The sequence below is a fragment of the Methylobacterium oryzihabitans genome, assembly GCF_004004555.2.
GTDB lineage: Bacteria > Pseudomonadota > Alphaproteobacteria > Rhizobiales > Beijerinckiaceae > Methylobacterium > Methylobacterium oryzihabitans.
In genome coordinates this window covers 48818-72272 of sequence record NZ_SACP01000025.1, presented here as the reverse complement: position 1 = coordinate 72272, position 23455 = coordinate 48818, and the positions used below count along the sequence as shown (strand labels likewise).

Below are 23455 nucleotides of genomic sequence, written 5' to 3'. Positions count from 1 at the left end.
TCCACCCTCACCCCTACCCCTCTCCCACTCGGGAGAGGGGATCCCGCGCTCAAAATTTTGACTGCAAAACCAGTCGTTTGCAGCGAGTTTCCATTTAGGTCGCGATCATCTCGCGGATGCGAGCCGCCAGGGCGTCGACCGCGAACGGCTTGGTCAGCACCGCCATGCCGGCGTCGAGCCGGCCGTCGCCGAGCACCGCGGCCTCCGCGAAGCCGGTGATGAACAGGACCTTCAGGTCCGGCCGGCCGACCCGGGCGGCATCCGCCATCTGGCGTCCGTTCATGCCGCCGGGCAGGCCGACATCGGTCACCAGCAGGTCGATGCGCGCATCCGACTGCAGCACCCTCAAGCCGCCCGCCCCGTCCGCCGCCTCGACCGCGGTGTATCCGAGGTCGCTCAGCACGTCGGTCACCAGCATGCGCACGGTCGGTTCGTCGTCCACCACGAGCACGGTCTCGCCGGCATCGGCGCAGGCCATCGGGCGCCTCTCGGGGGCGGGTCCGTCCGCGTCCGCCTCGCCCCGGTGCCGCGGCAGGGAAAGGCACACCGCCGTGCCGGCACCGACCTCGGAGGTGATCCGCACCTGCCCGCCGGACTGCTTGGCGAAGCCGTAGATCATCGACAGGCCGAGCCCCGTGCCCGCGCCGATCGGCTTCGTCGTGAAGAACGGGTCGAACGCCCGGGCGACGACCTCCGGGGGCATGCCGGTGCCGGTGTCGGACACGCACAGCGACAGGTACTGCCCCTCGGGCATGTCCAGCGCCTCGGCCTGCCGCCCGTCGATCCAGCGGTTGTACGTCTCGATGACGATCCTGCCGCCGTCCGGCATTGCGTCCCGGGCGTTGATGCACAGGTTCAGGAGCGCGTTCTCGAGCTGCGAGGGGTCGACCAGGGCGGGCCACAGGTCGTCCGCCCCCTTGTGCCGCACGTCGATGCCCGGGCCGACGGTGCGCTGGATCAGGTCGAGCATCCCGTCCACCAGCCGGTTCGCGTCGATGGCCTTCGGTGCCAGGGTCTGGCGCCGCGAGAAGGCGAGGAGACGATGGGTCAGCGCCGCGGCCCGCTTCGACGCGCCCTGCGCGGCGGCGATGTACTTCGCGACGTCCTTGGACCGGCCCTGCCCGATGCGGGTCTCGATGAGCTCCAGCGCGCCGGAGATGCCGGCGAGCAGGTTGTTGAAGTCGTGCGCCAGACCTCCGGTGAGCTGGCCCACCGCCTCCATCTTCTGCGACTGGCGCAGCACCTCCTCCATGCGCGCGCGCTCCTCCCCGGCCTGCCGCAGGCGGTCGGCGGCCTCCCGCAGGTCGCGGGTCCGCTCCTCGACCCGGGCTTCCAGCGAGGCGTTGAGCCGGCGGATCTCGTCCTGCGTGCGGCGCTGCCGGAACGCGGCGAAGCCCAGCAGGGCCGTCGCGAGGAGGCCCCCGACGCCGACGAGCCAGACCTCGGACAGGGCCGAGGCCCGTCGCGGGGAAAGGCGCTGCTCGAACAGCACGGTCCAGGTGCGGCCGCCGAGGTCGAGCGTCGCCTCGCGCGTCAGGCGCCCGGCCACGGCACCGGTGGCCCGCGCGGACCGGTGCAGCAGCGTCGCCTCGCTCGGAGCGCCGTCGTAGATCGCGAAGGCGGCGTCCTCCTCGGCCCTGGCCGCCACGATGCTGTTGAACAGGTCGTTGGCCCGGAAGGCCCCGAAGACGAAGCCGAGGAACCGCCGTCGCCGCTCGCCGACGCCGGCGGGCACCGCCCCGCCGGCATAGACCGGCATGGCGACGAGGAAGCCCGCCTGCTTGTTCGCGTCGATCTCCTGCACGAGCTGGATGCGCGCCGAGGCGGCCGGCAGGCCGGTGTCGCGGGCCCGCTCGACCATGTCGCGCCGGACCGGGTCGGACATCACGTCGTAGCCGATGGCGGCCTGGTTGCGCGGGTTCGGCGGCTCGGCGAACAGGACCGGGCTGATCATCGGGTTGTCGGTCGGCGGGCGCACGTGGAAGCCTGCCACGCCCAGCGCCTCGGCCCGCGCGGCGAACCGCTCGCGTTCGGAGGCGGGCATCGTCGGGGTGAAGCCGATGCCGAGGAAGCCGGGATACAGGCTCTGGAACTCGATGCGCCCGACATACGCCCGAAACTCGGCCAGCGTGACGCTGTCGCCGTTGGCCGCGAACAGGCCGGCGCCGCCTCGAAGCAGAGCGGCATAGGTGCGGAACTGGTCCTCGACCGTGCGCAGCTCGATCTCGGTGGCATGGAGAAAGGTCAGCCGGTCGCGCATCTCCGCCGCCCGCCAGGTCAGGGCGGTGCTGACCCCCGTTGCGAGCAGACCCACGGCCAGGGTGGCGCGCGGAACCCAGCGCGCCGCCCTGGGAGTCGGGGGCGTCGGGATGGCCGTGGTCTCGGCACGGTCCTGCGGTCGGTGACGTTCGTGCAAGTGAAAACCGGCGGGGTAGGCGGCCCTTCGTGCGGGACGGGCGGTGGCATGCCAGCCCATGATGGCGCCTGCAGGGCGGTTTTCGCCAGCCGCCGCTCGACGGCAGGCGGCGGATCGATCCCGTCCGGGCCGTCGCGGCCGCAGGGCGGTCAGGGCCGGCACCAAGGCCGGGGACCCCGGCGAGCCGCCCGCGGGCCCCGCATCCGGGACGGCCAGGCGGTCCCGGCCACGGCGCCGAGATCGGGCGTGATCAGGATCACGCCCATGCCGGAGCGGTCGCGCATCTCGCCGGGCAGGTCGAGGGCCCGACCGGCCGGTGCCGGAGGATCCGCTCTTAACGTCTCCACCGGCCGCTGGGATATTCCTGCCCGGACGCATTCATCCTGATGGCAGTGCCGTCGGGGGCCTTGCGGTAGGAGCCGAGATCGATGTGCGACGAGTAGCTCGGGGTTCCGATCGCTCCGGTCTGGACCCTGGTTCCGTACATGTAGTGTCCGTCGACGAGCTGCCATCCCTCGCTGGCACCCCCCTGGACACCGTCGAGATCGGCGTCGCTGAGCCTCACGGCAGCCCGTTCCATCCCGGCGTTCATGACAACCTCCGTCTGGGTGACGCGCCGGACGTCCCGGCGCCTGGGACCCGCTTCTGACCGCGCCCTGTTGCCCGAATGTTGCGCGCCTGCAATGAAACCTGCGCAACACGCGCGATGGTTAACAGCAAAAAACAGAACATCGACAATCGATCCTCGGATCGTCGCAGACCGTTGTCGGAAACAGCGGCTCAACCATCTTTTCCTGCCGCGGGATGTCAAATCGGAAACCCCGATGCGCGATGCCTCGAGGCGTCCCTATCCCCGGCAGGTCGATGGTCATGACAGCGGTCGTGTTCCGCAAGCAGGCGCTCGATGGCTTGTCCGAGCCGGGCCGCCTGGACGAGCGGCTCGATGTCGCCTCGCCCTCGGGCTGGGCGGCGCTCGCCGTCGCGCTCGCCATCCTGGCCGGATGCGCCGGCTGGGCCGTGTTCGGCAGCTACCGGGTCACCGTGACGGGGCAAGGGCTGCTCGTGCCGGCCGGCGGGGCCTTCGTGGGCGTCTACGCCCCCAAGGCCGGCTGGGTCGACAGCTACATCCAGCGCGGCGACCGGGTGAAGCGGGGCGACCTCATCGCGCGGCTGAACGCGCCCGAGGACGTGGCCCGGCTCGCCGATGCGGAGGCCCGGGTGAGCCAGTTGCAGGCCCAGAGGAGCGCCCTGCGCGCCCAGCTCGATGCCCATCTCGGCAAGGAGACCGCGGCGGCCGAGCGCAAGCGCGACGCCCTCCAGGAGACGATCGATCTCGCCCAGGCCCGCGTGCGCGAACTCGCCGAGCTGCTCCGGCAGCGCGAGGGCCTCCAGGGCAAGGGTCTGGCGACCGCCGAACGGGTCATCGAGGCCCGCGAGCGCCTGTTCGCGGCGCGGGAATCGATCTCCCGGGCCAGGACCGACCTGATCTCGGTCGACGCCTCGCTCCTGTCGCTGCGCCACCAGTCCGACCAGGAATGGGCGGCGATCGAGCGCCAGTTGCGCGACGGCGAGGGACAGCGCGACCAGATCCGCCTCGGCCAGCGCCTCGCCACCACGATCGAGGCGCGGGTCGACGGCGTCGTCACGATGAACGAGGTCGGCAACCACGCCCTCGTCGGCCCGGGCCAGAAGCTGATGGTGATCGAGCAGGGCGGGCCGCGGCTCGAAGCCCTGCTCTACGTGCCGGCCCGGAGCGGCAAGGAGATCCGCCTCGGGATGGAGGTGCGCCTCTCGCCCTCGGTGGCCAGGAAGGAGGAGTACGGCTCGCTCCTCGGCCTCGTCGTCGAGGTCGATGCCAGCCCCGAGAGCCAGAGCGCCCTCAACGACCGCCTCGGCAACCCGGATCTGGCCCGCCTCTTCACCAGGGACGGACCGCCGCTGCAGATCGTCGTGCGCCTCGAACCCGGCTCCGGCGGGCCCGACAGCTACGCCTGGACCTCCGCGCGCGGCGCCGAGATCCGGCTGACCTCGACGACCCTGCTCGAAGGCCAGGTCACGGTGAAGACCGGCCGGCCGGTCGCGCTGCTGATCCCCGCCCTGCGCCGGATGCTCGGGCTGTGAGCGCCGGGACCCGCTTCCCGCGCACCGCCCGCCTCCGGGTCCCGACCGTGCTGCAGATGGAGGCGGTCGAGTGCGGCGCCGCCTGCCTGGGGATGATCCTCGCCCATCACGGCAAGTGGGTGCCGCTGGAGGAGCTGCGCGCCGCCTGCGGCGTCTCGCGCGACGGCAGCAGGGCCCGGGCGATCGTCCACGCCGCCCGCTCCTACGGCCTCGACGCCGCCGGCTGGCGCAGCGAGACGGCGCAGGTGGACGGCCAGCGGCTGCCGGCGATCCTGTTCTGGGACTTCAACCATTTCGTGGTGCTGGAGGGCATCGGCCGCGACCGGGTCCACCTCAACGATCCGGCCTGCGGACCGCGCACGGTCACGCACGAGGAGTTCGATCGCTCCTTCACGGGCGTGATGCTGACCATGGTCCCCGGACCCGGGTTCCGCCCCTCGGGGTCCAGGCCCGGGGTCTGGCGCGCGGTCGCCGGCCAGCTCGCCGGCGCGAAGGGGGCGGTGGCGTTCCTCGTCACGGCGGGAATCGCCGCCCTGCTCCCCGGCCTCGTCGCACCCGCCGCCCTGCGGATCTTCGTCGACGACATCCTGATCCGCGGGCTGACCGACTGGCTTCGGCCGCTCCTCCTCGTCCTCGCGGTCGCGGCGGCTCTGGGCGGCCTGCTGGCCTGGCTCCAGGGGATCGTCCTCGCCCGGCTGCAATGGACGCTCGGCACCTCGCTCGGGCTGCGGCTGACCTGGCACCTCCTGCACCTGTCGCCGGGCTTCTTCGCCCAGCGGCATGCCGGCGACGTCGCGAGCCGGCTGCACGCCGCCGAGCACGCCTGCGACCTGATCGGCAGCCAGGTCGCCGCCCTGTTCGTCGGCGGCCTCGCGACCGTGTTCTACGGCGGCCTGATGCTGCTCTACGATCCGGTCCTGGCGGCGATCGGGCTGGCGCTGGCCCTGCTCGACCTCGCCTTCGTGCGGGTCGTCGCCGAGCGTCAGACCGATGCGCTACGCCGGGTGATGCGCGAACAGGCGATGCTCGGCAGCCTGTCGATCAACGCCATCCAGTCGATCGAGACCCTGAAGGCCGCCGCGGCGGAGACCGCCGTCCTGGCGCGCTGGTCGGGGGCCCAGGTCCGGATGATGAACGCCGTGACCCGCTCCGAGCGGTCCCTGCAGCGTCTCGGGCTGGTCCCGGCCGCCCTCGCGGCGGTGGCGACGGCGGGCATCCTGGCGGTCGGCGGCCTGCGCGTCATGGACGGGATCCTCACCGTCGGGACGCTCGCGGCCTTCCAGACGGTGCTGACGAGCTTCCTGACCCAGGTCAACGGCCTCGTCGGCGTGGCCGCGCGGATGCGCGAGCTGCGCGTCGCGCTGGAACGGGTCGACGACGTGCTGCGCGCGCCCCGGGACGCTCGCGCGGTGCAGGCGCAAGATCCGGCGCAAGATCCGGCGCAGAACCCGGCCGGCGCCGGCGCCGCCCGCCTCGCGGGCGCCGTCGCGGTCCGCGGCCTCACCTACGGCTTCGATCCCCTCGATCCGCCGCGGATCGCCGACGTCTCGTTCGCGGTCGCGCCCGGGGCGCGGATCGCCCTCGTCGGCCCGTCGGGCAGCGGCAAGACCACGCTCGCACGGCTGATCGTCGGACTGGCCGAGCCGTGGTCGGGCAGCATCCGCTTCGACGGCATCGAGAGCCGGGCGCTCGATCCGGGCGTGCGCTGCGCCTCGGTCGGCTACGTCGACCAGACGACCACGCTGATCGAGGGCAGCGTGCGCGACAACCTCACCCTGTGGGACGAGCGACTGCCCGACGACAGCCTGATCGCCGCGGCCCGCGACGCCCTGCTCCACGAGGTCGTCGCGAGCCGGCCGGGCGGCTACGACGGGCCGGTCAGCGAGGGCGGCGGCAACTGGTCGGGCGGGCAGGCGCAGCGGCTGGAGATCGCCCGGGCCCTGGCGCTCGATCCCAGCATCCTCGTCCTCGACGAGGCGACCTCGGCGCTCGACGCGGTGAGCGAGGTCGCGATCCTGGAGAACCTGCGCCGGCGGGGCTGCACCACCATCCTGGTGACCCACCGGCTCAGCGCGATCCGGGACTGCGACGAGATCCTGGTCCTCGACGGCGGCCGCATCGTCCAGCGCGGCCGCCACGATGCCCTGTGGAACGAACCCGGTCCCTACGCGGAGCTGATCCGTGCTGCATGACACGCGCGATCCGGACGGCTGGCAGGCGGTGGCCGCCGCCACGCCGGCCGATGGCGGTGCCCTCGTCCTCGACGGCGGGGTGCTCCAGGTCGTGGGCGGCGCGGCGTCGCTCTACCTCGAACGGCCGGGGCGCGCCGGGCGCCGCTACCTGTGCGGGATCGCGGCCGGGGAGGTCGCGCTCGCGCCGGTCTTCGGGGACGAGGGCTGGCGGATGGTCGCCTTCCTCGACGGTGCCGGCGCACGGGCCGAGCGCCACGAGGCCGAGGCGTTCCTGGCGCGTCTCGACGCCGGGGACGGGGGGGTCATCGCCGCGACGGAGGCGTGGATCGAACGGATCGCCGCCCGGGTCGGGGCCTCGCCGGCGGGACGTCCCGGGCCGCTCGGGGCCGGGACGCAGGTCCTGGTCCCGGGCGTCTGCGCGCGTCCGGCCGCGGGCCTGCTCTGGGTCTCGCTGGTGCAGGGCGCGACCCTGACCGGTCATCCGGAGCCGGTGGCGCCCGGCGCCGCGCCGGTGCCCGCCTTCGCCGCGCCCGGGGGAGGCATCGCGGCGCGCGACGGCGAGGCCCTGATCGTCTGCCGCGACAGCGGGGGGCTGGCCGCCGCGGGCGGGCTGTCGCGGGCGGTGCGCGAGCATCTGCGGCGCGTCGGCCGGGCCCTGGAGGCGCGGGAGGCGGCGCGGGAGGCCCGCGAGGCGGCGTTCGTGGCCGGCAAGGGCGCCCATGACCGCGCCCTCCTCGCCACCCGCGTCGACCCCCTGGTGATCCCGTCCGCCCGGTCCGACGAGCGGGATGACGGGACCCGGCTCGCCGCCGCCTTCCGGGCGGTGGCGGAGGCCGGCGGGACGGCCTGGCCGGACGCCGAGGTCGGATCGGCGATCCGCGACCCGTCCGTGCCGGTCGGGCGCCGGGTTCGGGCGCTCGCCGACGAGGCCGGGCTCGGCCTGCGCGAGGTCCGGCTCGACGGCCGGTGGTGGCGCGAGGGCGGACACTCCCTCCTGGCCTTCCGGGCGTCGGACGGCGCTCCGCTGGCGCTGATCGCCGGCACCGGCTGGCGCGGCGGCTACCGCCTGCAGGTCGGCGGCCGGCTGCGCAGGGTGGGCCCGCGCGAGGCCGCCGGGATCGCGCCGGACGCCTATCTGCCGGTGCGCCGCCTGCCCGACGCCCCGGTGGACGGCCGCACGCTGCTGCGCTTCGCGAGCGTCCTGACGGCGCCGGTCCTGATGCCGCTGCTGCTGCTCGCGGCCGCCGGCAGCGCCCTCGGCCTCGTCACGCCGCTCGCCTCCGGCATCCTGTTCGACACGATCATCCCGTCGGCCGCGCGGACCGAACTCGTCCAGCTCGCCGCCGGGATCGCCGGCCTCGGTCTCGGTGCGGTCGTGTTCGAACTGGTGCGCGGGTGGCTGCTGCTGCGGCTCGCCACCCTCCTCGACGGCGACCTCGAAGGCGCGCTCTGGGACCGCCTGCTCCACCTGCCGGCGAGCTTCTTCCGCGGGTTCCCGGCCGGGGACCTCGCCCTGCGCGCGACCGCGATCAACCAGATGCGCGACGCGCTGGGCGGCACGGTGGTCGCCAGCCTGCTGGCGGCGGTGGTCTCGCTGTCGAGCCTCGGGCTGATCCTGACCTACGACTGGCGTCTCGCGGTGCTGGCGCTCGGACTCGTGGCCGTGCAGGTCGCCGTCATGGTCGCGGTGAGCCTGCGGATGCTGGCGATCGCCCGGCGGATCCTGGAGACGGAGGGACGCCTGCAGGCCCTGGCGCTCCAGTTGATCCAGGCGATCGCGAAGCTGAAGGTCGCCGGGGCCGAGACGCGCGGCTACGCCCGCTGGGCCCCGCTGTTCGTCGCCCGCTCCACCCTCGCCCGGCGCCAGCACACCCTCTCGGCCGGCGTCTCCGCCTTCGGCGCGGCGTTCGCGATCGTCTCGACCGCGACGATGATCGGCGTCGTCGGCCTCGGCGGGCCGACGATCGGCGTCGGGCCGTTCGTCGCCTTCTCGGCCGCCTACGGGCAGTTCATCGCCGCCACGCTCTCGCTCGGAGCCGTCCTGCCGGCGCTGCTGTCGCTGCAGCCGCTCTACGCCCGGGCGAAGCCCCTGCTGCAGGCGGTGCCGGAGGCGCGCGGCCGGTGCGGGGCCGCGCCCGAGCTCTCCGGCCGCCTCGCGGTGCGCGACCTCGTCTTCCGCTACCGGCCGGACGGCCCGGCGATCCTCGACGGCGTGTCGCTGCGGGTCGAGCCGGGGGAGTTCGTGGCGATCGTCGGCGCGTCGGGATCGGGCAAGTCGACGCTGCTGCGCCTGCTGCTCGGCTTCGAGGCGCCGACCCGGGGAACGATCGCGTATGACGAGCGCGACCTGGCCGCGCTCGACGTCAGGGCGGTGCGTCGCCAGTTGGGGGTCGTGCTGCAGAACGGCCGCATCCAGAACGGCACGATCCTCGACACGATCCGCAACGGCCTGCCGCTTCCCGAGGCGCAGGCGTGGGAGGCGGCCCACATGGCGGGACTGGACGACGACGTCCGGGCGATGCCGATGGGCCTGCACACCTTCGTCGGCGAGGATGCCGGCCTGCTGTCGGGCGGGCAGCGCCAGCGCCTGCTGATCGCCCGCGCCCTGGTGCACCGGCCGCGCCTGCTGCTGTTCGACGAGGCGACCAGCGCCCTCGACAACCGGACGCAGCAGCGGGTGACGGAGCGCCTCGCGATGCTGGACGCGACGCGGCTGGTGATCGCGCATCGCCTGTCGACCATCCGGCAGGCGGACCGGATCTACGTGCTCGACGCCGGCCGCGTGGTCGAGGAGGGCGACTACGCCCGGCTCATGCAGGCGGGCGGACGGTTCCGCGAGCTGGTGCAGCGCCAGTTGCCGCTTTGAGCCGATGCAGCCGGCCGCTAAATGGAAACTGGCTCCAAAAGATTGATTTAGCAGTCGAATTTTCAAGCGCGGGATCCCTCTCCCGAGTGGGAGAGGGGTAGGGGTGAGGGTGGAGACGGTTCCGCAATGGCCCTGAACGGTTGAGCTGCGCAGCTCGACGCTGGGCGTTCATCTCGGAACCCGAGCCACCCTCACCCCCGGCCCCTCTCCCACTCGGGAGAGGGGAGGCGCGCCACACCGAAAACCGCTTCCCACCGGGGCAACGGGTGCAGACGAACACCGCTCCATTTCATCCGCAAGGGACCGCGAAGCCGGTGAGCAACTGATATGGTTTTCGGACGATTCGCTCCGAAAACCGTATCACCAGCCCCCGCGGCGCATGAGCGATGTCGATGTCCGCATCGCGACGCGACCGCAACGCCGTCGCCGGGCGATCGATCGGACATCGCATGACCCGTCCCGGGAGTCGCCGCGGCACTCCGCGCCCCCGGGCACAGTCGACGTCGGCAGGACGGCGCGGCCCCGCGGGGACGGCCGGCAGCGATCGACCGCCCCGCCCGTTGCCGGGATCGGCGTGCGCTCCCGATCCCGAATGGTTAAGCGGAGCCTCGCATTTACCAGTCAAGCGCCCCGGGCCGCTGTTTTCCTCCGGCAACAGATGACGAAATACCCGATCAACGATCCCGTGAGAACTTGGACGTGACGCCGACGGAGCGTCACGGACAACGAGTGTACCATGACCAGCCCGATCCACGACTCCACCACCGAGTCCGCCCCCCGCGAGGAGCCGGCCACCAGGCTCACCGATGCCGAGCTCGATGCCATCAACGGGACCGGCGGCCCGAGGCAGGGGTTCGATATCAAGAAGGACATCAACGATTTTCTGCGTCCGGTGGAACTCGCGATCCGCAACAACGGCGGATCGATCACGAAGTATCCGTAGTTCGACGGCGCGACGGACCGACCAGTCCGGAGACGGTTTCCGGACGCCTCGTTCAGGAACCGTCTCGGGCAGCCCGCGCGCTGCCCGAGACGCCCCGTGCCGCCCCTGCGAGGGACACGATCCCGTCGGCCTGACCGTCTGCGCGGAAAGGGGCGTGCCCGCGCAAGGCGACGACCGCGCTACGCGATGTCCGCCTGCCCCCGGCGATGGTCGTGGCCGGCGATGATCCGCCCGAGGAGGTCGGTGAGCAGGGCGCGCTCGGCCGGCGTGAGGGCCGCGACGGTCTGGGCGTGCGCGGCGCGCGCCGCCGGCTCCATCCCGGCGTGCAGCGCCTCGCCCTCGGGCGTCAGGCGGCAGACCTGCGCCCGGCGATCGGCCGGCGAGGTGACGCGGCTGACCAGCCCGCGGGCGGCCAGCCGCTTGAGCGCGCCGGTCGTCGTCGTCCGGTCGAGGGCGACCGCGTTCGCCAGCGTGGTCTGATCCGCCTCCCGCAGGACGCGCAGTTGCGACAGCAGGCTGTATTGCAGCGGCGTGATGCGGAATTCGGCGCAAAGCTCCGAAAACAGGCTGACGTGGATCTGGTGCAGCCGCCGGGCGAGGAAGCCGGGGCGCTCGGACAGGGGCCAGGGCCGGACCTCCGCAACCGGTTCCGGCCCGGCCGTCCCCTCGACCGCCCCGTCCCGCACGACCTCGTCCATCGACCCGCTCCGTAGAAGCCTTCCAGACTTGGCATGCCACATGCAGAGGCCAATGCGAAGCATGCTTCGCTTTTGCGGAGCCGAGGCCGGCCCGGCCGGCCGCGATCACGAGGTCGAGAATGGACACCGCCCAACCCGATCCGCGCCGCTACGACCTGCTCCTGCGCGGCGGCCGCGTCATCTGCCCCGCCTCCGGCATCGACGGCCTGCGCGACGTGGCTTTGCGGGACGGACGCATCGCCGCCGTCGAGGAGACGATCCTGCACTCCGCCGCCGCCGAGGTGGTCGACGTGTCGGGCAAGCTCGTCCTGCCGGGCCTGATCGATACCCACGCCCACGTCTACCAGTACGTCACCGGCCGCTTCGGCCTGAACCCCGACATGGTCGGCGTGCGCTCGGGCGTCACCACGGTGATCGACCAGGGCGGTCCCTCCTGCATGACCCTGCCGGGCTTCCGCCGCTTCATCGCCGAGACCGCCGAGACGCGGGCGCTCGCCTTCCTGTCGGCCTATCTGGTCGGCGGGCTGGAGGGGCACTTCTACCCCAACCTCTACAGCCCGGACGGCGTCGACGTCGACGCGACGGTGAAGGCGGCGGTCGAGAACCGCGACCTCGTGCGCGGCATCAAGGGCCATGCCGAGATCGGCGGCTTCGCCCGCTGGGGCATCAAGGTCATGGAGATGGCCGCCGAGATCAGCCGGCAGGCCGACCTGCCGCTCTACGTGCATTTCGGCCAGCTCTGGGGCCTGCCGGAATCGGGCGCCAACGGCGAGGACGCCAACACCATCATGGAGCGGGTGATTCCGCTGCTGCGCCCCGGCGACGTGCTGGCCCATCCCTTCACCCGCCACCCGGGCGGCTTCATCAACGAGGAGGGCGTGGTCCACCCGATCATCCGGGCGGCGATGGATGCGGGCCTGCGGGTCGATGTCGGCCACGGCAGCCACTTCTCGTACCGGGTCGCCCGCGCCTCGCTGCCGGCCGGCGTCGTTCCCTACACCCTCGGCGCCGACATGCACGGCTACAACACCGAGGTGCCCGAGGCGCCGCGCCCCGCCGGCACCCCGGACGAGCACCACGACGACGAGAACCACCCGTTCCTCGGCCAGGCCCGGTTCAGCCTCACCCAGGCGATGAGCTCGATGATGGCGCTCGGCATCCCGCTCGAGGAGGTGGTGCCGATGGTGACCTCGCACCCGGCCGAGATGCTGCGGATGAGCGACAGCCTCGGCGCCCTGAAGGTCGGCCGCGCGGCGGACGTCTCGGTGCTGCACGACGATCGCGGCCGCTTCCTGCTGCGCGACAACGAGGACACCCGGGTCGTCGCCGACCGGCTGCTGCGCCCGGCCTTCTGCCTGCGGGCCGGCCGGCGCTTCGAGGCCGATTCGCCGATCCTGCCCCAGGCGGTCGCGGCCTGAGGCGATGCCGATGCCCGCCGTCATGATCGCCGCGCCGCCCCGCCCGACGGACCGCCCCGGAGGCGCGCGATGAGCGCCGAGGGCGTCGGGGCGCCCCTGCCCCGCAAGGAGGACGACCGCCTCATGCGCGGGCGCGGCCTTTATGTCGGCGACATCCGGCTGCCCGGCCTGCACGACGTCGCCTTCGTGCGCAGCCCCCTGGCGCATGCCCGCATCCGGGCGATCCACGTGCCGGATCACTGCCGCGACCGCGTCTTCACGGCGGCCGACCTCGACGGCGTGCTGCCGATCCGCGCGGTCTCGGGCCTGCCGGGCTTCAAGGTCTCGGAGCAGCCGGTGCTGGCGACGGGCAAGGTCCGGCAGGTCGGCGAACTGGTGGCGATGTGCGTGGCCCCGACCCGCGCCGAGGCCGAGGACATCGCGGCGTCGATCGTCCTCGACCTCGAGGAGCTGCCGGCGGTCCACGACATGCTGGCGGCGCGCGAGCCCGGCGCCGCCCTCGTCCACGAGCACTGGGGCGACAACGTCTTCCTGGAGACGCTGGTCGACGTGAACATCGCCGCCGCCCTCGACGCGCCGATCCGGGTCAGCCGCACCATCTCGACCGGCCGGCAGTGCATGGCGCCGATCGAGGGCCGCGGCACCGTCGTCCAGCTCGACCACCGCCTCGACCAGCTCGTCGTCCACACCGCGAGCCAGATGCCGCACATCGTGCGCAACGGCCTGTCGGAATGCCTGGGGCTGGAGCAGGGCCGCCTCCGCATCGTCTCGCCCGACGTCGGCGGCGGCTTCGGCTACAAGGCGATCCTGCTGCCCGAGGACGTCGCCCTGTGCTGGCTGGCCCTGCGCCGCGGCCACCCGGTGCGCTGGCTGGAGGACCGCCGCGAGCACCTCACCGCCAACGCCAATTGCCGCGAGCACCATTACCGCATCACCGCCTACGCGGAGCGCGACGGCCGGCTTCGCGGCATCGATTGCGAGGCGACCGTCGATTCCGGCGCCTACTCGGCCTATCCGTTCTCGGCCTGCCTGGAGGCGGCGCAGGTCGCCAGCATCCTGCCCGGCCCCTACGATTTTCCGGCCTATCGCTGCCGCACCTGGTCGGTCGCGACCAACAAGTGCCCGATCCTGCCCTATCGCGGGGTCGCGCGGACCGGCGTCTGCTTCGCCCTCGAACTCGTGCTCGACGCGGTCGCGCGCGAGGCGGGCCTGCCGCCGGAGGTCGTGCGCGAGAAGAACCTCGTGCGGCCCGACCAGATGCCGTTCGAGAACATCACCCGCAAGCACTTCGACAGCGGCGACTACCCGGGGGCGCTGGCCCGGGCCCTGGCGGCGATCGACGTCGCGGCTTTGCGCGACCGCCAGCGCCGCGGCGAGGCGGACGGACGCCGGATCGGGCTCGGCCTCGCGATCTACTGCGAGCAGGCGGCGCACGGCACCTCGGTCTATTCCGGCTGGGGCATCCCGATGGTGCCGGGCCACGAGCAGGCCTGCGCCCGGCTGACCCCCGACGGCGGGCTCGAACTGCGCATCGGGGCGCATTCCCACGGCCAGGGCCTGGAGACGACGCTGGCGCAGGTCGCCCACGAGATCCTCGGCGTGCCGGTGGCGCGCACCCGCCTCGTCCACGGCGACACCGCGATGACGCCCTACTCGACCGGCTCCTGGGGCTCGCGGGTGATGGTGATGGCGGGCGGCGCGGTGGCGGCGGCCTGCGAGGACCTGCGCGACCGCGCCGTGCGGATCGGCGCCCACCTGCTCCAGGCGAAGCCCGAGGAGTGCCGCTTCGCGGGCGGCCACGTCGTCGGGCCGACCGGCGACGTGCCCCTGGAGGCGATCGCCCGCACCTGGTACCGGCGCCCGCAGGATCTCGCCCCCGACACCGACCCGGGCGGGCTCGAGGTCACCGCCGGCTACAAGCCGGTGCGCGATTCCGGCACCTTCTCGTATGCGGCGCACGCGGCCGTCGTCGCGGTCGATCCCGATCTCGGGACGGTCGAGATCCTCGACTACGTCGTCGTGGAGGACGGCGGCACGCTGGTGAACCCCCTGGTCGTCGACGGCCAGATTTTCGGGGGTCTCGCCCAGGGAATCGGCACCGCGCTGTTCGAGGAGATGCGCTTCGACGGGCGCGGCCAGCCGCTCGCCTCGACCTTCGCCGACTACCTGCTGCCGGGCCCCGCCGAGGTGCCGATGGCCCGCATCGACCACATGGAGACGCCCTCCCCCTACACCCGCTTCGGCCAGAAGGGGATCGGCGAGGGCGGGGCGATCGCGCCGCCGGCGGCGCTCACCAACGCGATCAACGACGCGCTGGCGGGTCTCGGCGTCGAGATGCTGCACAGCCCGGTCACTCCGCACCGGATCGTCGAGGCGGTGCTGGCCGCCCGGGCCGCGCCGGCCCGCGCGAGGGACGCCGCATGAAGCCCGCCCCCTTCGCCTGGGAGCGCCCGGCGAGCCTGCCCGCGCTCCTCGACCGCCTCGCCGGGGCCCCCGGCCTCGTGAAGCTGATCGCCGGGGGCCAGTCGCTCGGGCCGATGCTCAACCTGCGGCTCGTCGAGCCCGACCTCGTCCTCGACATCACCGGCATCGCCGAGCTGCGGCAGGCCCGGATCGAGGGCGACCACCTCGTGCTCGGCGCCTGCGTCACCCATGCCGACATCGAGGACGGGCGCGTGCCCGACAACACCGGCGGCGTCCTGCGGCGGGTCGCGGCCGCGATCGCCTACCGGGCGGTGCGCAACCGCGGCACGGTCGGCGGCAGCCTCGCCCACGCGGATCCGGCCGCCGACTGGGTGAGCACGCTCATGGCGCTCGGCGCCGCGGTCGAGATCGCCGGCCGCGACGGGCGCCGCACCCTGCCGCTGGAACGCTTCGTCACCGGCGCCCTCGACGTCGCCCTGCGGCCCGGCGAGGTCCTGGTCGCGGTGCGGGTGCCTGCACGGCCGCAGGGCGTGGCCTGGGGCTACGTCAAGCACTGCGCCAAGATCGGCGAGTTCGCCCACGCCATCGGGGCGGTGCGGATCGAGCCGGCGGCGGGGCGCGGCCGCGCGGTGATCGGCGCCGTCGAGGGACCGCCGGTCCTGTTCGCCGACGCCCGCCCGCTGTTCGGCGGCCGCATCGGCCCCGACTTCGCCGCGGCCTTCGACCCGGGGGCCGCCGACGCCGCCCTGGTCGCCGCCGGCATGGCCGACCGGGTCGCCCGCCACGTCCACGTCACGGTGCTCGCCCGGGCGGTCGCGCAGGCGGCGGAGTTCCCCGCGACCCGTCCGGAGGCCGCATGAGCGCCGCGCCGGCGGAATCCCCGGGCCGCATCGCGCTGGCCCTGACCGTGAACGGCGTGCCCCGGCGGGTCGAGGCCGAGCCGCGCAGCCATCTCGGCGACGTGCTGCGCGAGCGCCTCGACCTCACCGGCACCCATCTCGGCTGCGAGCACGGCGTCTGCGGCGCCTGCACGGTGCTCCTCGACGGCGAGCCGGCCCGGGCCTGCCTCACCTTCGCGGGCGCCTGCCCGGGCGCCGCCGTCACGACGATCGAGGGCCTCGACGACGACCCGGTGGCGATCGAGCTGCGCGCCGCCTTCAACCGCGAGCACGCGCTCCAGTGCGGCTACTGCACCCCCGGCATGCTGGTCGCCGCCCGCGACCTCGTCCTGCGCCTGCCCGACGCGGACGAGCGACGGATCCGCGTCGGCCTGTCGGGCAATCTCTGCCGCTGCACCGGCTATGCCGGCATCGTGCGGGCGGTGATGGGGGTGATCGCCGCGCGCCGCGCCCGCGGCATCGGGCCGGAGAGCGGGGCGGAGCGCGCCCTCGGGCCGGTCGGCGCCCGGCCGGGCGCGGCGGTCGCGACGCCCCGCCCCGTGGAGCTCCGCCCCGTCCCGGCGCTCGCCCCCGTGCCGGCGAGCGTCGGCGATCCCGGCGCGGCCTTCGCGCCGGCCCACGAGTTCACTCAGACGATCGACCTCCCCCACCCGCCGGAGGCGGTCTTCGCGCTCCTCGGCGACATCGAGGCCGTGGCCGCCTGCCTGCCCGGCGCCGCCGTCACCGGGCGGCCGGAGGCCGGGGTGGTCGAGGGCGGCCTGCAGGTGCGGATCGGCCCGATCGGCACGACCTTCCGGGGCCGGGCCCGCATCGCCCACGATCCCGCCAGCCTCGGCGGCACGGTGCGGGGCGCCGGCACGGACGCGGGCGGCCGCTCGGCCACCGAGGGGCGGATCCGCTACCGCGTCGGCCCGGGCGAGCTCCCCGGCACCGCCCGGGTGGTGCTCGACGTCGGCTACACGCTGACCGGGCCGCTGGCGCAGTTCGGTCGCCCGGGCCTCGTGCGCGACCTCGCCGGCCGGATCACCGCGGATCTCGCCCGCAACCTCGACGCCCGCCTCTCGGGCGCCGCCGCCCCGGCGCCCGCCCGCCTCGACCCCCTCCGCCTGCTCGTCGCCGTCGTCCGCGCCCGCCTCGCGGCGTGGCGCGGGCGCGCCTGACCTCACCTCCGCTCCCCCAAGTCCCGCTCCCCCAAGTCCCCTCCCCCCAAGTCCCCTCCCCCCAAGTCCCCTCCCCAAGCCCCCCAGGAGACCCGACAATGTCCGGCCGGTTCACCCTCACCACCGCGATCCTGCTGGCGCTCGCCGTCACGGGGGCGCGGGCGGACGCGATTCGCATCGGCGTCAACGAGCCGCTCACCGGGCCGTTCGCGGCCTCGGGCACCTACGTGGTCAACGGCGCGCGCATCGCCGCCGACGAGATCAACGCCAGGGGCGGGCTTCTCGGTCAAAAAATCGAGCTCGTGATCGAGGACAACAAGAGCAACCCGACCGAGGCCGCCGCCGTCGCCGAGAAGCTCATCACCAGCGACAAGACCCCGGTGATGATGGGCGCCTGGGGGTCGAGCCTGACGCTCGCGGTGATGCCCAAGCTGATGGATTACGAGGTGCCGATGCTGGTCGAGACCTCCTCGTCGGGCAAGATCACCACCTCGGGCAACCCGTTCGTGTTCCGCATCTCGCCGCCCTCGGCGCTGGAGGCCGAGACCTTCGCGCCGATGGTGGGCAAGCTCGGGCTGAAGAAGGTCGACTTCCTGGTGCTCAACAACGATTTCGGCCGCGGTGCGGCGACCGATTTCGGCAAGATGCTGAAGGAGAAGGGCGTCCAGGTCGGCCTCACCGAGACCATGGACCAGGGCGCCCAGGACATGAGCGCCCAGCTCGCCAAGCTGAAGGCGTCCGACAGCGACACGATCATGGTGACGAGCGCCGTCGACCAGCTCGTGCTGCTGTTCAAGCAGATGGCGGCGCTCGGCCTCAAGAAGCGCGTCATCACCACCGGCGGCTCGCAGAACCCGGACCAGATCATCGCCCAGGCCGGCTCGGCCGCCGAGGGCACGATGCACCTGACCACCTTCCTGCCGTGGATCCCGGAGAAGACCCCCGACCCGAAGGCGACCGAGGCGTTCATCGCCGAGTGGAAGAAGCGCGGCTTCCAGTTCGCCGGCGTCACCGAGAGTTTTCGCGGTTACGACGGCATCCGGGCGATCGCCCACGCGATCGAGAAGGCCGGCACGCCTGAGCCCGCCGCGATCGCCAAGGCGTTCTGGTCGGTCGACTTCACCGGGCTCAACGGCCCGATCCGCTTCGCCAAGTCCGGCCCCGCCGGCAAGGAGAGCGGCCAGAGCAAGCCGGACGTCTACATCATCGAGATCAAGGACGGCCGCGTCGTCGTGCCGACGTTGTGAGGTGCGGGTCGGATCGCCGGCCGTCCGGTCGGTGACGACACCTCCCACGCCAACCCTCCCCAGCAGAGGGGGGAGGGTCGGCCCCCATCCCATGCCGCCCGGCACGCCACCCGCGAGAGGCCGCCCATGGACCAGCTGATCCAGCACCTCGTGAACACGCTGATCCTCGGGGGCACCTACGCCCTCCTGGGGATCGGGCTGACCCTGATCTTCGGCATCATGAACGTGGTGAACTTCACCCACGGCGCCCTCTACACGGTCGGCGCCTACCTGATGTACCTCGCCGTCTCGGCGCTCGGGCTCGACTTCTTCCTGGCGTTGCCGGCGGCGATCCTCGGCGGCCTGCTGTTCGGGGCGGCGATCGAGATCCTGCTCCTGCGCCCGTTCCGGGGCCAGGACATCGACACCGTCATGCTGGTGATGATCGGGGCCGGCATCGCCCTGCAATCGGGCACGCTGTGGATCTTCGGCGGCGTCGCCAAGGCGATCCCCTCGCCGTTCCCGGAAGCACCGTTGCAGTTCGGCCCGGTCTCGGTCTCCTGGCTGCGCCTGTTCGTGCTCGGCGCCGCCCTGCTGCTGATCGGGCTCACCTACGCGCTCATCAACCGCACGAAGCTCGGGCTCGCCATGCGGGCCGCGTTCCAGGACGCCGACACCGCGGCGCTGATGGGCGTCAACGTGCGGCTCATCGACACCGCGACCTTCGCGATCGGCTCCTCGCTCGCCGCCGCGGCGGGCGCCCTGCTCGGGCCGGTCTACGTCGTCTATCCGCAGATGGGGGGACTGGCCGAGCTGAAGGCCTTCGCGATCGTCATCCTGGGCGGCCTCGGCAACGTGACGGGCGCGGCGATCGGCGGCTTCATCCTGGCGCTGGCCGAGGAACTCGGCGCCGGCTACGTCTCCTCCGGCTACCGGGACGCGATGGGCTTCCTCATCATCATCGCGGTGCTGCTCTACCGGCCGACCGGCCTGTTCGCCAGGGCGGAGCGCGTCGGATGAGCCGGCTGCTCCCCCTCGCCCTGCTGGCCGGCCTCGTCGCCCTGCCGCTGGCGCTCGGCGCCAGTCCCTACCTCCTCAACGCGCTGATCGTGACCGGCATCCTGACGATCGGGGCGATGAGCCTGAACCTGCTGCTCGGCTTCACCGGGCAGCTCAGCCTCGGCCACATCGCGTTCTTCGGCATCGGCGCCTATGTCAGCGCGCTCACCAGCCTCGGCTTCGACGTCGAGCTCGGCTTCGGCCTGCGCGTGGTGCACGAGCCGTGGCCGGCCGCGATCGGCTTCGCCCTCGGGACGCTCGCGGCCGGCGCCTGCGGCTGGCTGATCGGCCGGCTGTCGTTCCGGGTGCGCGGAGCGTATTTCGTGATCGTGACGATCTCCTTCGCCGAGGTCGTGCGGCTCGTCGCGCTCAATTGGGTCGAGCTGACGCAGGGCCCGCTCGCGCTGACCGGCATCCCGCCGATCACGCTCGGCCTGCCCGGGCTCGGGACCTGGACGCTCCGGACCAAGCTGCAGAACTACTACCTCGTGCTCGCCGTCGGCACGCTGTGCTGGCTCGTCATCGCCCGCCTCGTCGGCTCGCGGTTCGGCCGGGCGATGCGGGGGCTCAAGGAGAATGAATCCCTCGCCCTGTCCGTGGGGATCAACGCGACGCGCACGCTCACCGTCGCGGCGGTGATCTCGGCCGCGATGGCGGGCGCGGCGGGCAGCCTCTACGCCCATTACCTGCGCATCATCGATCCCGACGTGTTCGCCTTCACCACCACGGTCAGCATGGTCATCATGGTGGTGGCGGGCGGCAAGGGCACCCTGATGGGGCCGGTGGTCGGCGGGCTGATCTTCGGCCTGCTGCCGGTCGCCCTGCGCCCGGTGATGGCGCCGGAAGCCCAGTGGATCGTCTACGGCCTCGTGCTCATCGTGATCCTGTTCGTGATGCCCCGCGGCATCGTGCCGGGCCTCGCCGGCCTCGTCCGCCGCCGGCCCTCGCCGCCGGCCCCCGTCCTCGAACCCGGTCCGGCGGTGCAGCGATGAGCCCGATCCTCTCGGTCGCGCATGTCGGGGTCCGCTTCGGCGGCCTCGTCGCCATCGCCGACCTGCATTTCGACGTCGCCGAGGGCGAGATCGTCAGCCTGATCGGGCCGAACGGGGCGGGCAAGACCACCGCCTTCAACGTGATGACCGGCTTCCTCAAGCCGAGCCAGGGCGAGGTCCGGTTCCGCGGCACCCCGCTCCGGGGCCTCGCCCCGCACGAGATCACCCGGCTCGGCCTCGCCCGCACCTTCCAGCGCACCAGCGTCTTCCCGGACGACACGGTGTTCGACAACGTGATGATCGGCCTGCACCGTCACGCCGCCGGAACCGGCCGGGCCCCGCTCCTCGACGCGCTCGTCGGCCGCGCCGGGGCGGGGGAGCGGGCGCTGCGGGAGCGCGCGGTGGCGCTGCTCGACTGGGTCGGCCTCGGCGCCCGGGCGCAGGAGCGGGCGGGCGCGCTGGCCTATGGCGAGCAGCGCCTCGTCGGGGTGGCGCTGGCGCTCGCCACCGAGCCCGCCATGCTGCTCCTCGACGAGCCGGTCTCGGGGATGAACGCCTCCGAGACCCGGGTGTTCGTGCGGCTGATCCGGCAGATCCGCGAGCGCGGCGTCACGATCCTGCTCGTCGAGCACGACATGCCGATGGTGATGGAGGTCTCCGACCGGATCGTGGTGCTCAATTACGGCCGGCTGATCGCCGCCGGCCCGCCCGCCGCCATCCGCAGCGACCCGGCGGTGATCGAGGCCTATCTCGGCCAGGGCAGCGCCGCCCGCCGCGCCGCCGCCGAGGCCCGGGAGGCGGCCGATGCTTGAGATCCGCGACCTCGTCTGCGGCTACGGCCACGTCACCGCCCTCAAGGGGATCACCCTCGACGTGCGCGAGGGCCAGCTCGTCGCCCTGGTCGGCGCGAACGGGGCCGGCAAGTCGACGACCCTGCGGGCGATCTCGGGGCTGGTGCCGCCGCGCTCGGGCTCGATCCGCTTTCGCGGGCGCGACATCGCCGGCGTCGAGCCCCGCGCGATCCTCGCCGCCGGCATCGCCCATTGCCCGGAGGGGCGGCGCGTCTTCCCGCAGATGAGCGTCGCCGAGAACCTCGCCATGGGCGCCTACCTGCGCCGCGACCGGGCCGGCATCGCGACGGACCTGGAGCGGGTCTACGGCGAGTTCCCGCGCCTCGCCGAGCGCCGCGACCAGGCCGCCGGCACGCTGTCGGGCGGCGAGCAGCAGATGCTGGCGATCGGCCGCGCCCTGATGGGGCGGCCGACGCTCGTGCTGTTCGACGAGCCGTCGCTCGGCCTCGCGCCGAACATCGTCGAGCGGATGTTCGCGGTGATCCGGGCGATCTGCGACGCCGGCACCACCGTCCTGCTGGTCGAGCAGAACGCCTTCGCGGCGCTCGAACTCTGCGACTACGCCTACCTGCTGGAGACCGGCCGCACGGTGCGCGAAGGCCCGGGCGAGGCCCTGATCGCGGACCCGCACGTGCGGGACGCCTATCTCGGTGGCTGAGGCGCGGCCCGGGCGGATCCGCCTCGGCCCGCCGGACCTCCTGGGCGACCGGACCGTGGTGCCGGTCGTGGCGGGCCGGCACCATCTGGTCCTGGTGCGCGACGCCGGGCGGATCGTCGCCGCGGAGCGGGCCTGCCCGCACGAGGGCGCCGACCTGTCCCTCGGCCACTGCGCCGGCGGACGGCTGCGCTGCCCGCGCCACCTCGCCTCCTTCGACCTGCACGACGGATCGGTCTCGCCGGGCTGGTCGTTCCGCGCCCTGCGGCTGTTTCCCGTCGAGGTCGAGGCCGGCGGGCTGTGGCTCACGCTGGACGGGAGCCTGGCGTGATACGAAATCCGATTGATCGCATCGCGAAGCGATCAATCGAAAATCGTATGATCGTCCGCATCAGCCGAGGCGCATGGCGGCGATGCCGGCGAGGATGACCACCGCCGCCACGGCGCGGCCGGCGAGAAGCGGCTCCTTGAGGATCGTCACCGAGATCAGCGCCGCCACGAGCACGCTGGTCTCGCGCAAGGCCGCCACCAGGGGGATCGGGGCGACCGTCATCGCCCAGATCGCGATCCAGTAGGAGCCGAGAGAGAACAGCCCGCCGACGAGGCCCGGCAGGGCGACGCCCCGGATCTGGCGCAGGACGCCCGCGCCCCGGCGCCACAGCACGAAGGCGGCGAGCGGGATGCCGTCCACCACGAAGAGGGCGGCCGAGTAGGCGTGCGCGTCGCCGGCGGCCCGTGCGCCGAGGCCGTCGACCAGGGTGTAGCCGCAGATCATGAGCGCGGTGAGGCCGGCCCAGGCGAGCGCCCGCGGCCCGAGACGGCCGCTGCGGCTGCCGAAGGCCATCAGCCCGACGCCGAGGCACAGGATCGCGACGCCGCCGGCCGCGAGGGGCGCCACCGGCTCGCCCAGCACGACCAGGGAGGCGAGGGTCGTGAGCAGCGGCGCGCTGCCGCGGGCGACCGGGTAGACCTGCCCCATGTCGGCCTGCCGGTAGGCCTCCGTCAGGGCGACGTAGTAGCCGAGATGCAGGACGATCGAGCCGAGCAGCCAGGGCCAGGCCGCGAGCGGGGGCGGCCCGAGCCAGGCGAGCGCCGGCAGCGCGATCACCCCCGCCGAGGCGGTGATGAGCGCCATGGTGAGGAGGGGCTCCAGGCGCAGCTTGACCAGCGCGTTCCAGCCCGCATGCATGCAGGCCGCGGCGAGCACCGCGGCGAAGACGGACGCGCTCATGCGGCCCGCGCGGCGCCGGCCGCCCCCGTCAGGAGGCGGGCCGCCAGGCACGGCCCGGCGAGATCGATCGCGGAGCCGTCACACGAAATCCGATTGATCGCTTCCGGCGACCGCACCCGGTCGCTTTCGCGATGCGGATTTCGGCTTCGCTCAAGCGCCGCGCGGGCGGGTGATGCGAGATCCGGACGTGAGCGTCCGGATCTCGCATCACGCAGGATCGGCTCGCCGCCCCGGGCCACGGCTTCGCCGGGCGGATCGCAGGTCCGGGCCTGGGTCGGGACAGCGGTGTCGGTCATCGCGGCGC

18 protein-coding genes are annotated in these 23455 nt (G+C 73.3%); 14 read left to right on the top strand and 4 right to left on the bottom strand.

Going from position 1 to position 23455, the window contains the following annotated elements; all coding sequences use genetic code 11:
• Positions 1–94 precede the first annotated feature (94 nt).
• Positions 95–2260, bottom strand: a complete 2166-nt coding sequence (locus EOE48_RS21390; RefSeq protein ID WP_246154670.1) for a CHASE domain-containing protein — start codon at positions 2258–2260, stop codon at positions 95–97.
• A 1026-nt stretch (positions 2261–3286) separates the two neighbouring features.
• Here EOE48_RS21390 and EOE48_RS21385 point away from each other — a divergent pair.
• The 4 genes from EOE48_RS21385 to EOE48_RS21370 all read left to right on the top strand — a co-directional run bounded on the left by EOE48_RS21385 (position 3287) and on the right by EOE48_RS21370 (position 10538).
• A complete protein-coding gene (locus EOE48_RS21385) occupies positions 3287–4537 on the top strand; it encodes an NHLP bacteriocin system secretion protein (RefSeq protein WP_187371502.1) in 1251 nt (416 codons plus the stop codon).
• On the top strand, positions 4534–6729 hold the full coding sequence (locus EOE48_RS21380; RefSeq protein WP_127732915.1) for an NHLP family bacteriocin export ABC transporter peptidase/permease/ATPase subunit: 2196 nt from the start codon (positions 4534–4536) through the stop codon (positions 6727–6729). Before EOE48_RS21385 ends, EOE48_RS21380 begins: the two co-directional genes overlap by 4 nt.
• Positions 6719–9595 carry an NHLP bacteriocin export ABC transporter permease/ATPase subunit gene (locus EOE48_RS21375; RefSeq protein WP_127732914.1) on the top strand — a complete coding sequence of 959 codons (2877 nt, stop codon included), beginning with the start codon at positions 6719–6721 and terminating at the stop codon, positions 9593–9595. Before EOE48_RS21380 ends, EOE48_RS21375 begins: the two co-directional genes overlap by 11 nt.
• Positions 9596–10331: 736 nt before the next feature.
• The gene (locus EOE48_RS21370) at positions 10332–10538 is read left to right on the top strand and encodes a hypothetical protein (RefSeq protein WP_127732913.1); all 207 of its coding nucleotides are present in this window, start codon (positions 10332–10334) and stop codon (positions 10536–10538) included.
• A 179-nt stretch (positions 10539–10717) separates the two neighbouring features.
• Here the strand turns inward: EOE48_RS21370 and EOE48_RS21365 are convergent, their stop codons facing one another.
• A complete protein-coding gene (locus tag EOE48_RS21365) occupies positions 10718–11236 on the bottom strand; it encodes a MarR family winged helix-turn-helix transcriptional regulator (RefSeq protein WP_127732912.1) in 519 nt (172 codons plus the stop codon).
• Positions 11237–11355: 119 nt separating this feature from the next.
• On the opposite strand from EOE48_RS21365, the gene EOE48_RS21360 reads away from it, so the two are divergent.
• The 10 genes from EOE48_RS21360 to EOE48_RS21315 all read left to right on the top strand — a co-directional run bounded on the left by EOE48_RS21360 (position 11356) and on the right by EOE48_RS21315 (position 22251).
• Positions 11356–12654: an amidohydrolase/deacetylase family metallohydrolase gene (locus tag EOE48_RS21360; RefSeq protein WP_127732911.1), complete on the top strand. Its 1299-nt coding sequence runs from the start codon at positions 11356–11358 to the stop codon at positions 12652–12654.
• Between the two features lie 69 nt (positions 12655–12723).
• A complete protein-coding gene (locus EOE48_RS21355; protein ID WP_127732910.1) occupies positions 12724–15078 on the top strand; it encodes a xanthine dehydrogenase family protein molybdopterin-binding subunit in 2355 nt (784 codons plus the stop codon).
• A complete protein-coding gene (locus EOE48_RS21350; protein WP_127732909.1) occupies positions 15075–15938 on the top strand; it encodes an FAD binding domain-containing protein in 864 nt (287 codons plus the stop codon). Before EOE48_RS21355 ends, EOE48_RS21350 begins: the two co-directional genes overlap by 4 nt.
• Positions 15935–17137 carry a xanthine dehydrogenase family Fe-S subunit gene (locus EOE48_RS21345; RefSeq protein ID WP_127732908.1) on the top strand — a complete coding sequence of 401 codons (1203 nt, stop codon included), beginning with the start codon at positions 15935–15937 and terminating at the stop codon, positions 17135–17137. The genes EOE48_RS21350 and EOE48_RS21345 overlap by 4 nt, the downstream gene beginning before the upstream one ends.
• Before the next feature lie 98 nt (positions 17138–17235).
• Positions 17236–18384 (top strand): ABC transporter substrate-binding protein, encoded by a 1149-nt coding sequence (locus EOE48_RS21340; protein WP_127732907.1) that lies wholly within the window; start codon positions 17236–17238, stop codon positions 18382–18384.
• Positions 18385–18510: 126 nt separating this feature from the next.
• Complete coding sequence (locus EOE48_RS21335) at positions 18511–19383, top strand: branched-chain amino acid ABC transporter permease (protein ID WP_127732906.1); 873 nt, start codon at positions 18511–18513, stop codon at positions 19381–19383.
• Positions 19380–20414: a branched-chain amino acid ABC transporter permease gene (locus EOE48_RS21330; RefSeq protein WP_127732905.1), complete on the top strand. Its 1035-nt coding sequence runs from the start codon at positions 19380–19382 to the stop codon at positions 20412–20414. Before EOE48_RS21335 ends, EOE48_RS21330 begins: the two co-directional genes overlap by 4 nt.
• Positions 20411–21226 carry an ABC transporter ATP-binding protein gene (locus tag EOE48_RS21325; RefSeq protein WP_127732904.1) on the top strand — a complete coding sequence of 272 codons (816 nt, stop codon included), beginning with the start codon at positions 20411–20413 and terminating at the stop codon, positions 21224–21226. The genes EOE48_RS21330 and EOE48_RS21325 overlap by 4 nt, the downstream gene beginning before the upstream one ends.
• Complete coding sequence (locus EOE48_RS21320) at positions 21219–21923, top strand: ABC transporter ATP-binding protein (protein WP_127732903.1); 705 nt, start codon at positions 21219–21221, stop codon at positions 21921–21923. The genes EOE48_RS21325 and EOE48_RS21320 overlap by 8 nt, the downstream gene beginning before the upstream one ends.
• A complete protein-coding gene (locus EOE48_RS21315; protein ID WP_127732902.1) occupies positions 21916–22251 on the top strand; it encodes a Rieske (2Fe-2S) protein in 336 nt (111 codons plus the stop codon). The genes EOE48_RS21320 and EOE48_RS21315 overlap by 8 nt, the downstream gene beginning before the upstream one ends.
• Positions 22252–22311: 60 nt before the next feature.
• Here EOE48_RS21315 and EOE48_RS21310 read toward each other — a convergent pair whose 3' ends face one another.
• Together EOE48_RS21310 and EOE48_RS21305 are read right to left on the bottom strand one after the other, a co-directional pair.
• A complete protein-coding gene (locus tag EOE48_RS21310) occupies positions 22312–23151 on the bottom strand; it encodes an EamA family transporter (RefSeq protein ID WP_127732901.1) in 840 nt (279 codons plus the stop codon).
• Positions 23148–23447, bottom strand: a complete 300-nt coding sequence (locus EOE48_RS21305; RefSeq protein WP_127732900.1) for a hypothetical protein — start codon at positions 23445–23447, stop codon at positions 23148–23150. Before EOE48_RS21305 ends, EOE48_RS21310 begins: the two co-directional genes overlap by 4 nt.
• Positions 23448–23455 lie beyond the last annotated feature (8 nt).

What these genes read in the sequence shown, in the direction of transcription:
- EOE48_RS21335 (WP_127732906.1), top strand. Translation starts at nt 18,511, where the DNA reads ATGGACCAGCTGATCCAGCACCTCGTGAACACGCTGATCCTCGGGGGC.
- EOE48_RS21310 (WP_127732901.1), bottom strand. Translation starts at nt 23,151, where the DNA reads ATGAGCGCGTCCGTCTTCGCCGCGGTGCTCGCCGCGGCCTGCATGCAT.
- EOE48_RS21360 (WP_127732911.1), top strand. Translation starts at nt 11,356, where the DNA reads ATGGACACCGCCCAACCCGATCCGCGCCGCTACGACCTGCTCCTGCGC.
- EOE48_RS21350 (WP_127732909.1), top strand. Translation starts at nt 15,075, where the DNA reads ATGAAGCCCGCCCCCTTCGCCTGGGAGCGCCCGGCGAGCCTGCCCGCG.
- EOE48_RS21305 (WP_127732900.1), bottom strand. Translation starts at nt 23,447, where the DNA reads ATGACCGACACCGCTGTCCCGACCCAGGCCCGGACCTGCGATCCGCCC.
- EOE48_RS21385 (WP_187371502.1), top strand. Translation starts at nt 3,287, where the DNA reads ATGACAGCGGTCGTGTTCCGCAAGCAGGCGCTCGATGGCTTGTCCGAG.
- EOE48_RS21365 (WP_127732912.1), bottom strand. Translation starts at nt 11,236, where the DNA reads ATGGACGAGGTCGTGCGGGACGGGGCGGTCGAGGGGACGGCCGGGCCG.
- EOE48_RS21390 (WP_246154670.1), bottom strand. Translation starts at nt 2,260, where the DNA reads ATGCGCGACCGGCTGACCTTTCTCCATGCCACCGAGATCGAGCTGCGC.
- EOE48_RS21345 (WP_127732908.1), top strand. Translation starts at nt 15,935, where the DNA reads ATGAGCGCCGCGCCGGCGGAATCCCCGGGCCGCATCGCGCTGGCCCTG.
- EOE48_RS21340 (WP_127732907.1), top strand. Translation starts at nt 17,236, where the DNA reads ATGTCCGGCCGGTTCACCCTCACCACCGCGATCCTGCTGGCGCTCGCC.
- EOE48_RS21320 (WP_127732903.1), top strand. Translation starts at nt 21,219, where the DNA reads ATGCTTGAGATCCGCGACCTCGTCTGCGGCTACGGCCACGTCACCGCC.
- EOE48_RS21370 (WP_127732913.1), top strand. Translation starts at nt 10,332, where the DNA reads ATGACCAGCCCGATCCACGACTCCACCACCGAGTCCGCCCCCCGCGAG.
- EOE48_RS21355 (WP_127732910.1), top strand. Translation starts at nt 12,724, where the DNA reads ATGAGCGCCGAGGGCGTCGGGGCGCCCCTGCCCCGCAAGGAGGACGAC.
- EOE48_RS21330 (WP_127732905.1), top strand. Translation starts at nt 19,380, where the DNA reads ATGAGCCGGCTGCTCCCCCTCGCCCTGCTGGCCGGCCTCGTCGCCCTG.
- EOE48_RS21325 (WP_127732904.1), top strand. Translation starts at nt 20,411, where the DNA reads ATGAGCCCGATCCTCTCGGTCGCGCATGTCGGGGTCCGCTTCGGCGGC.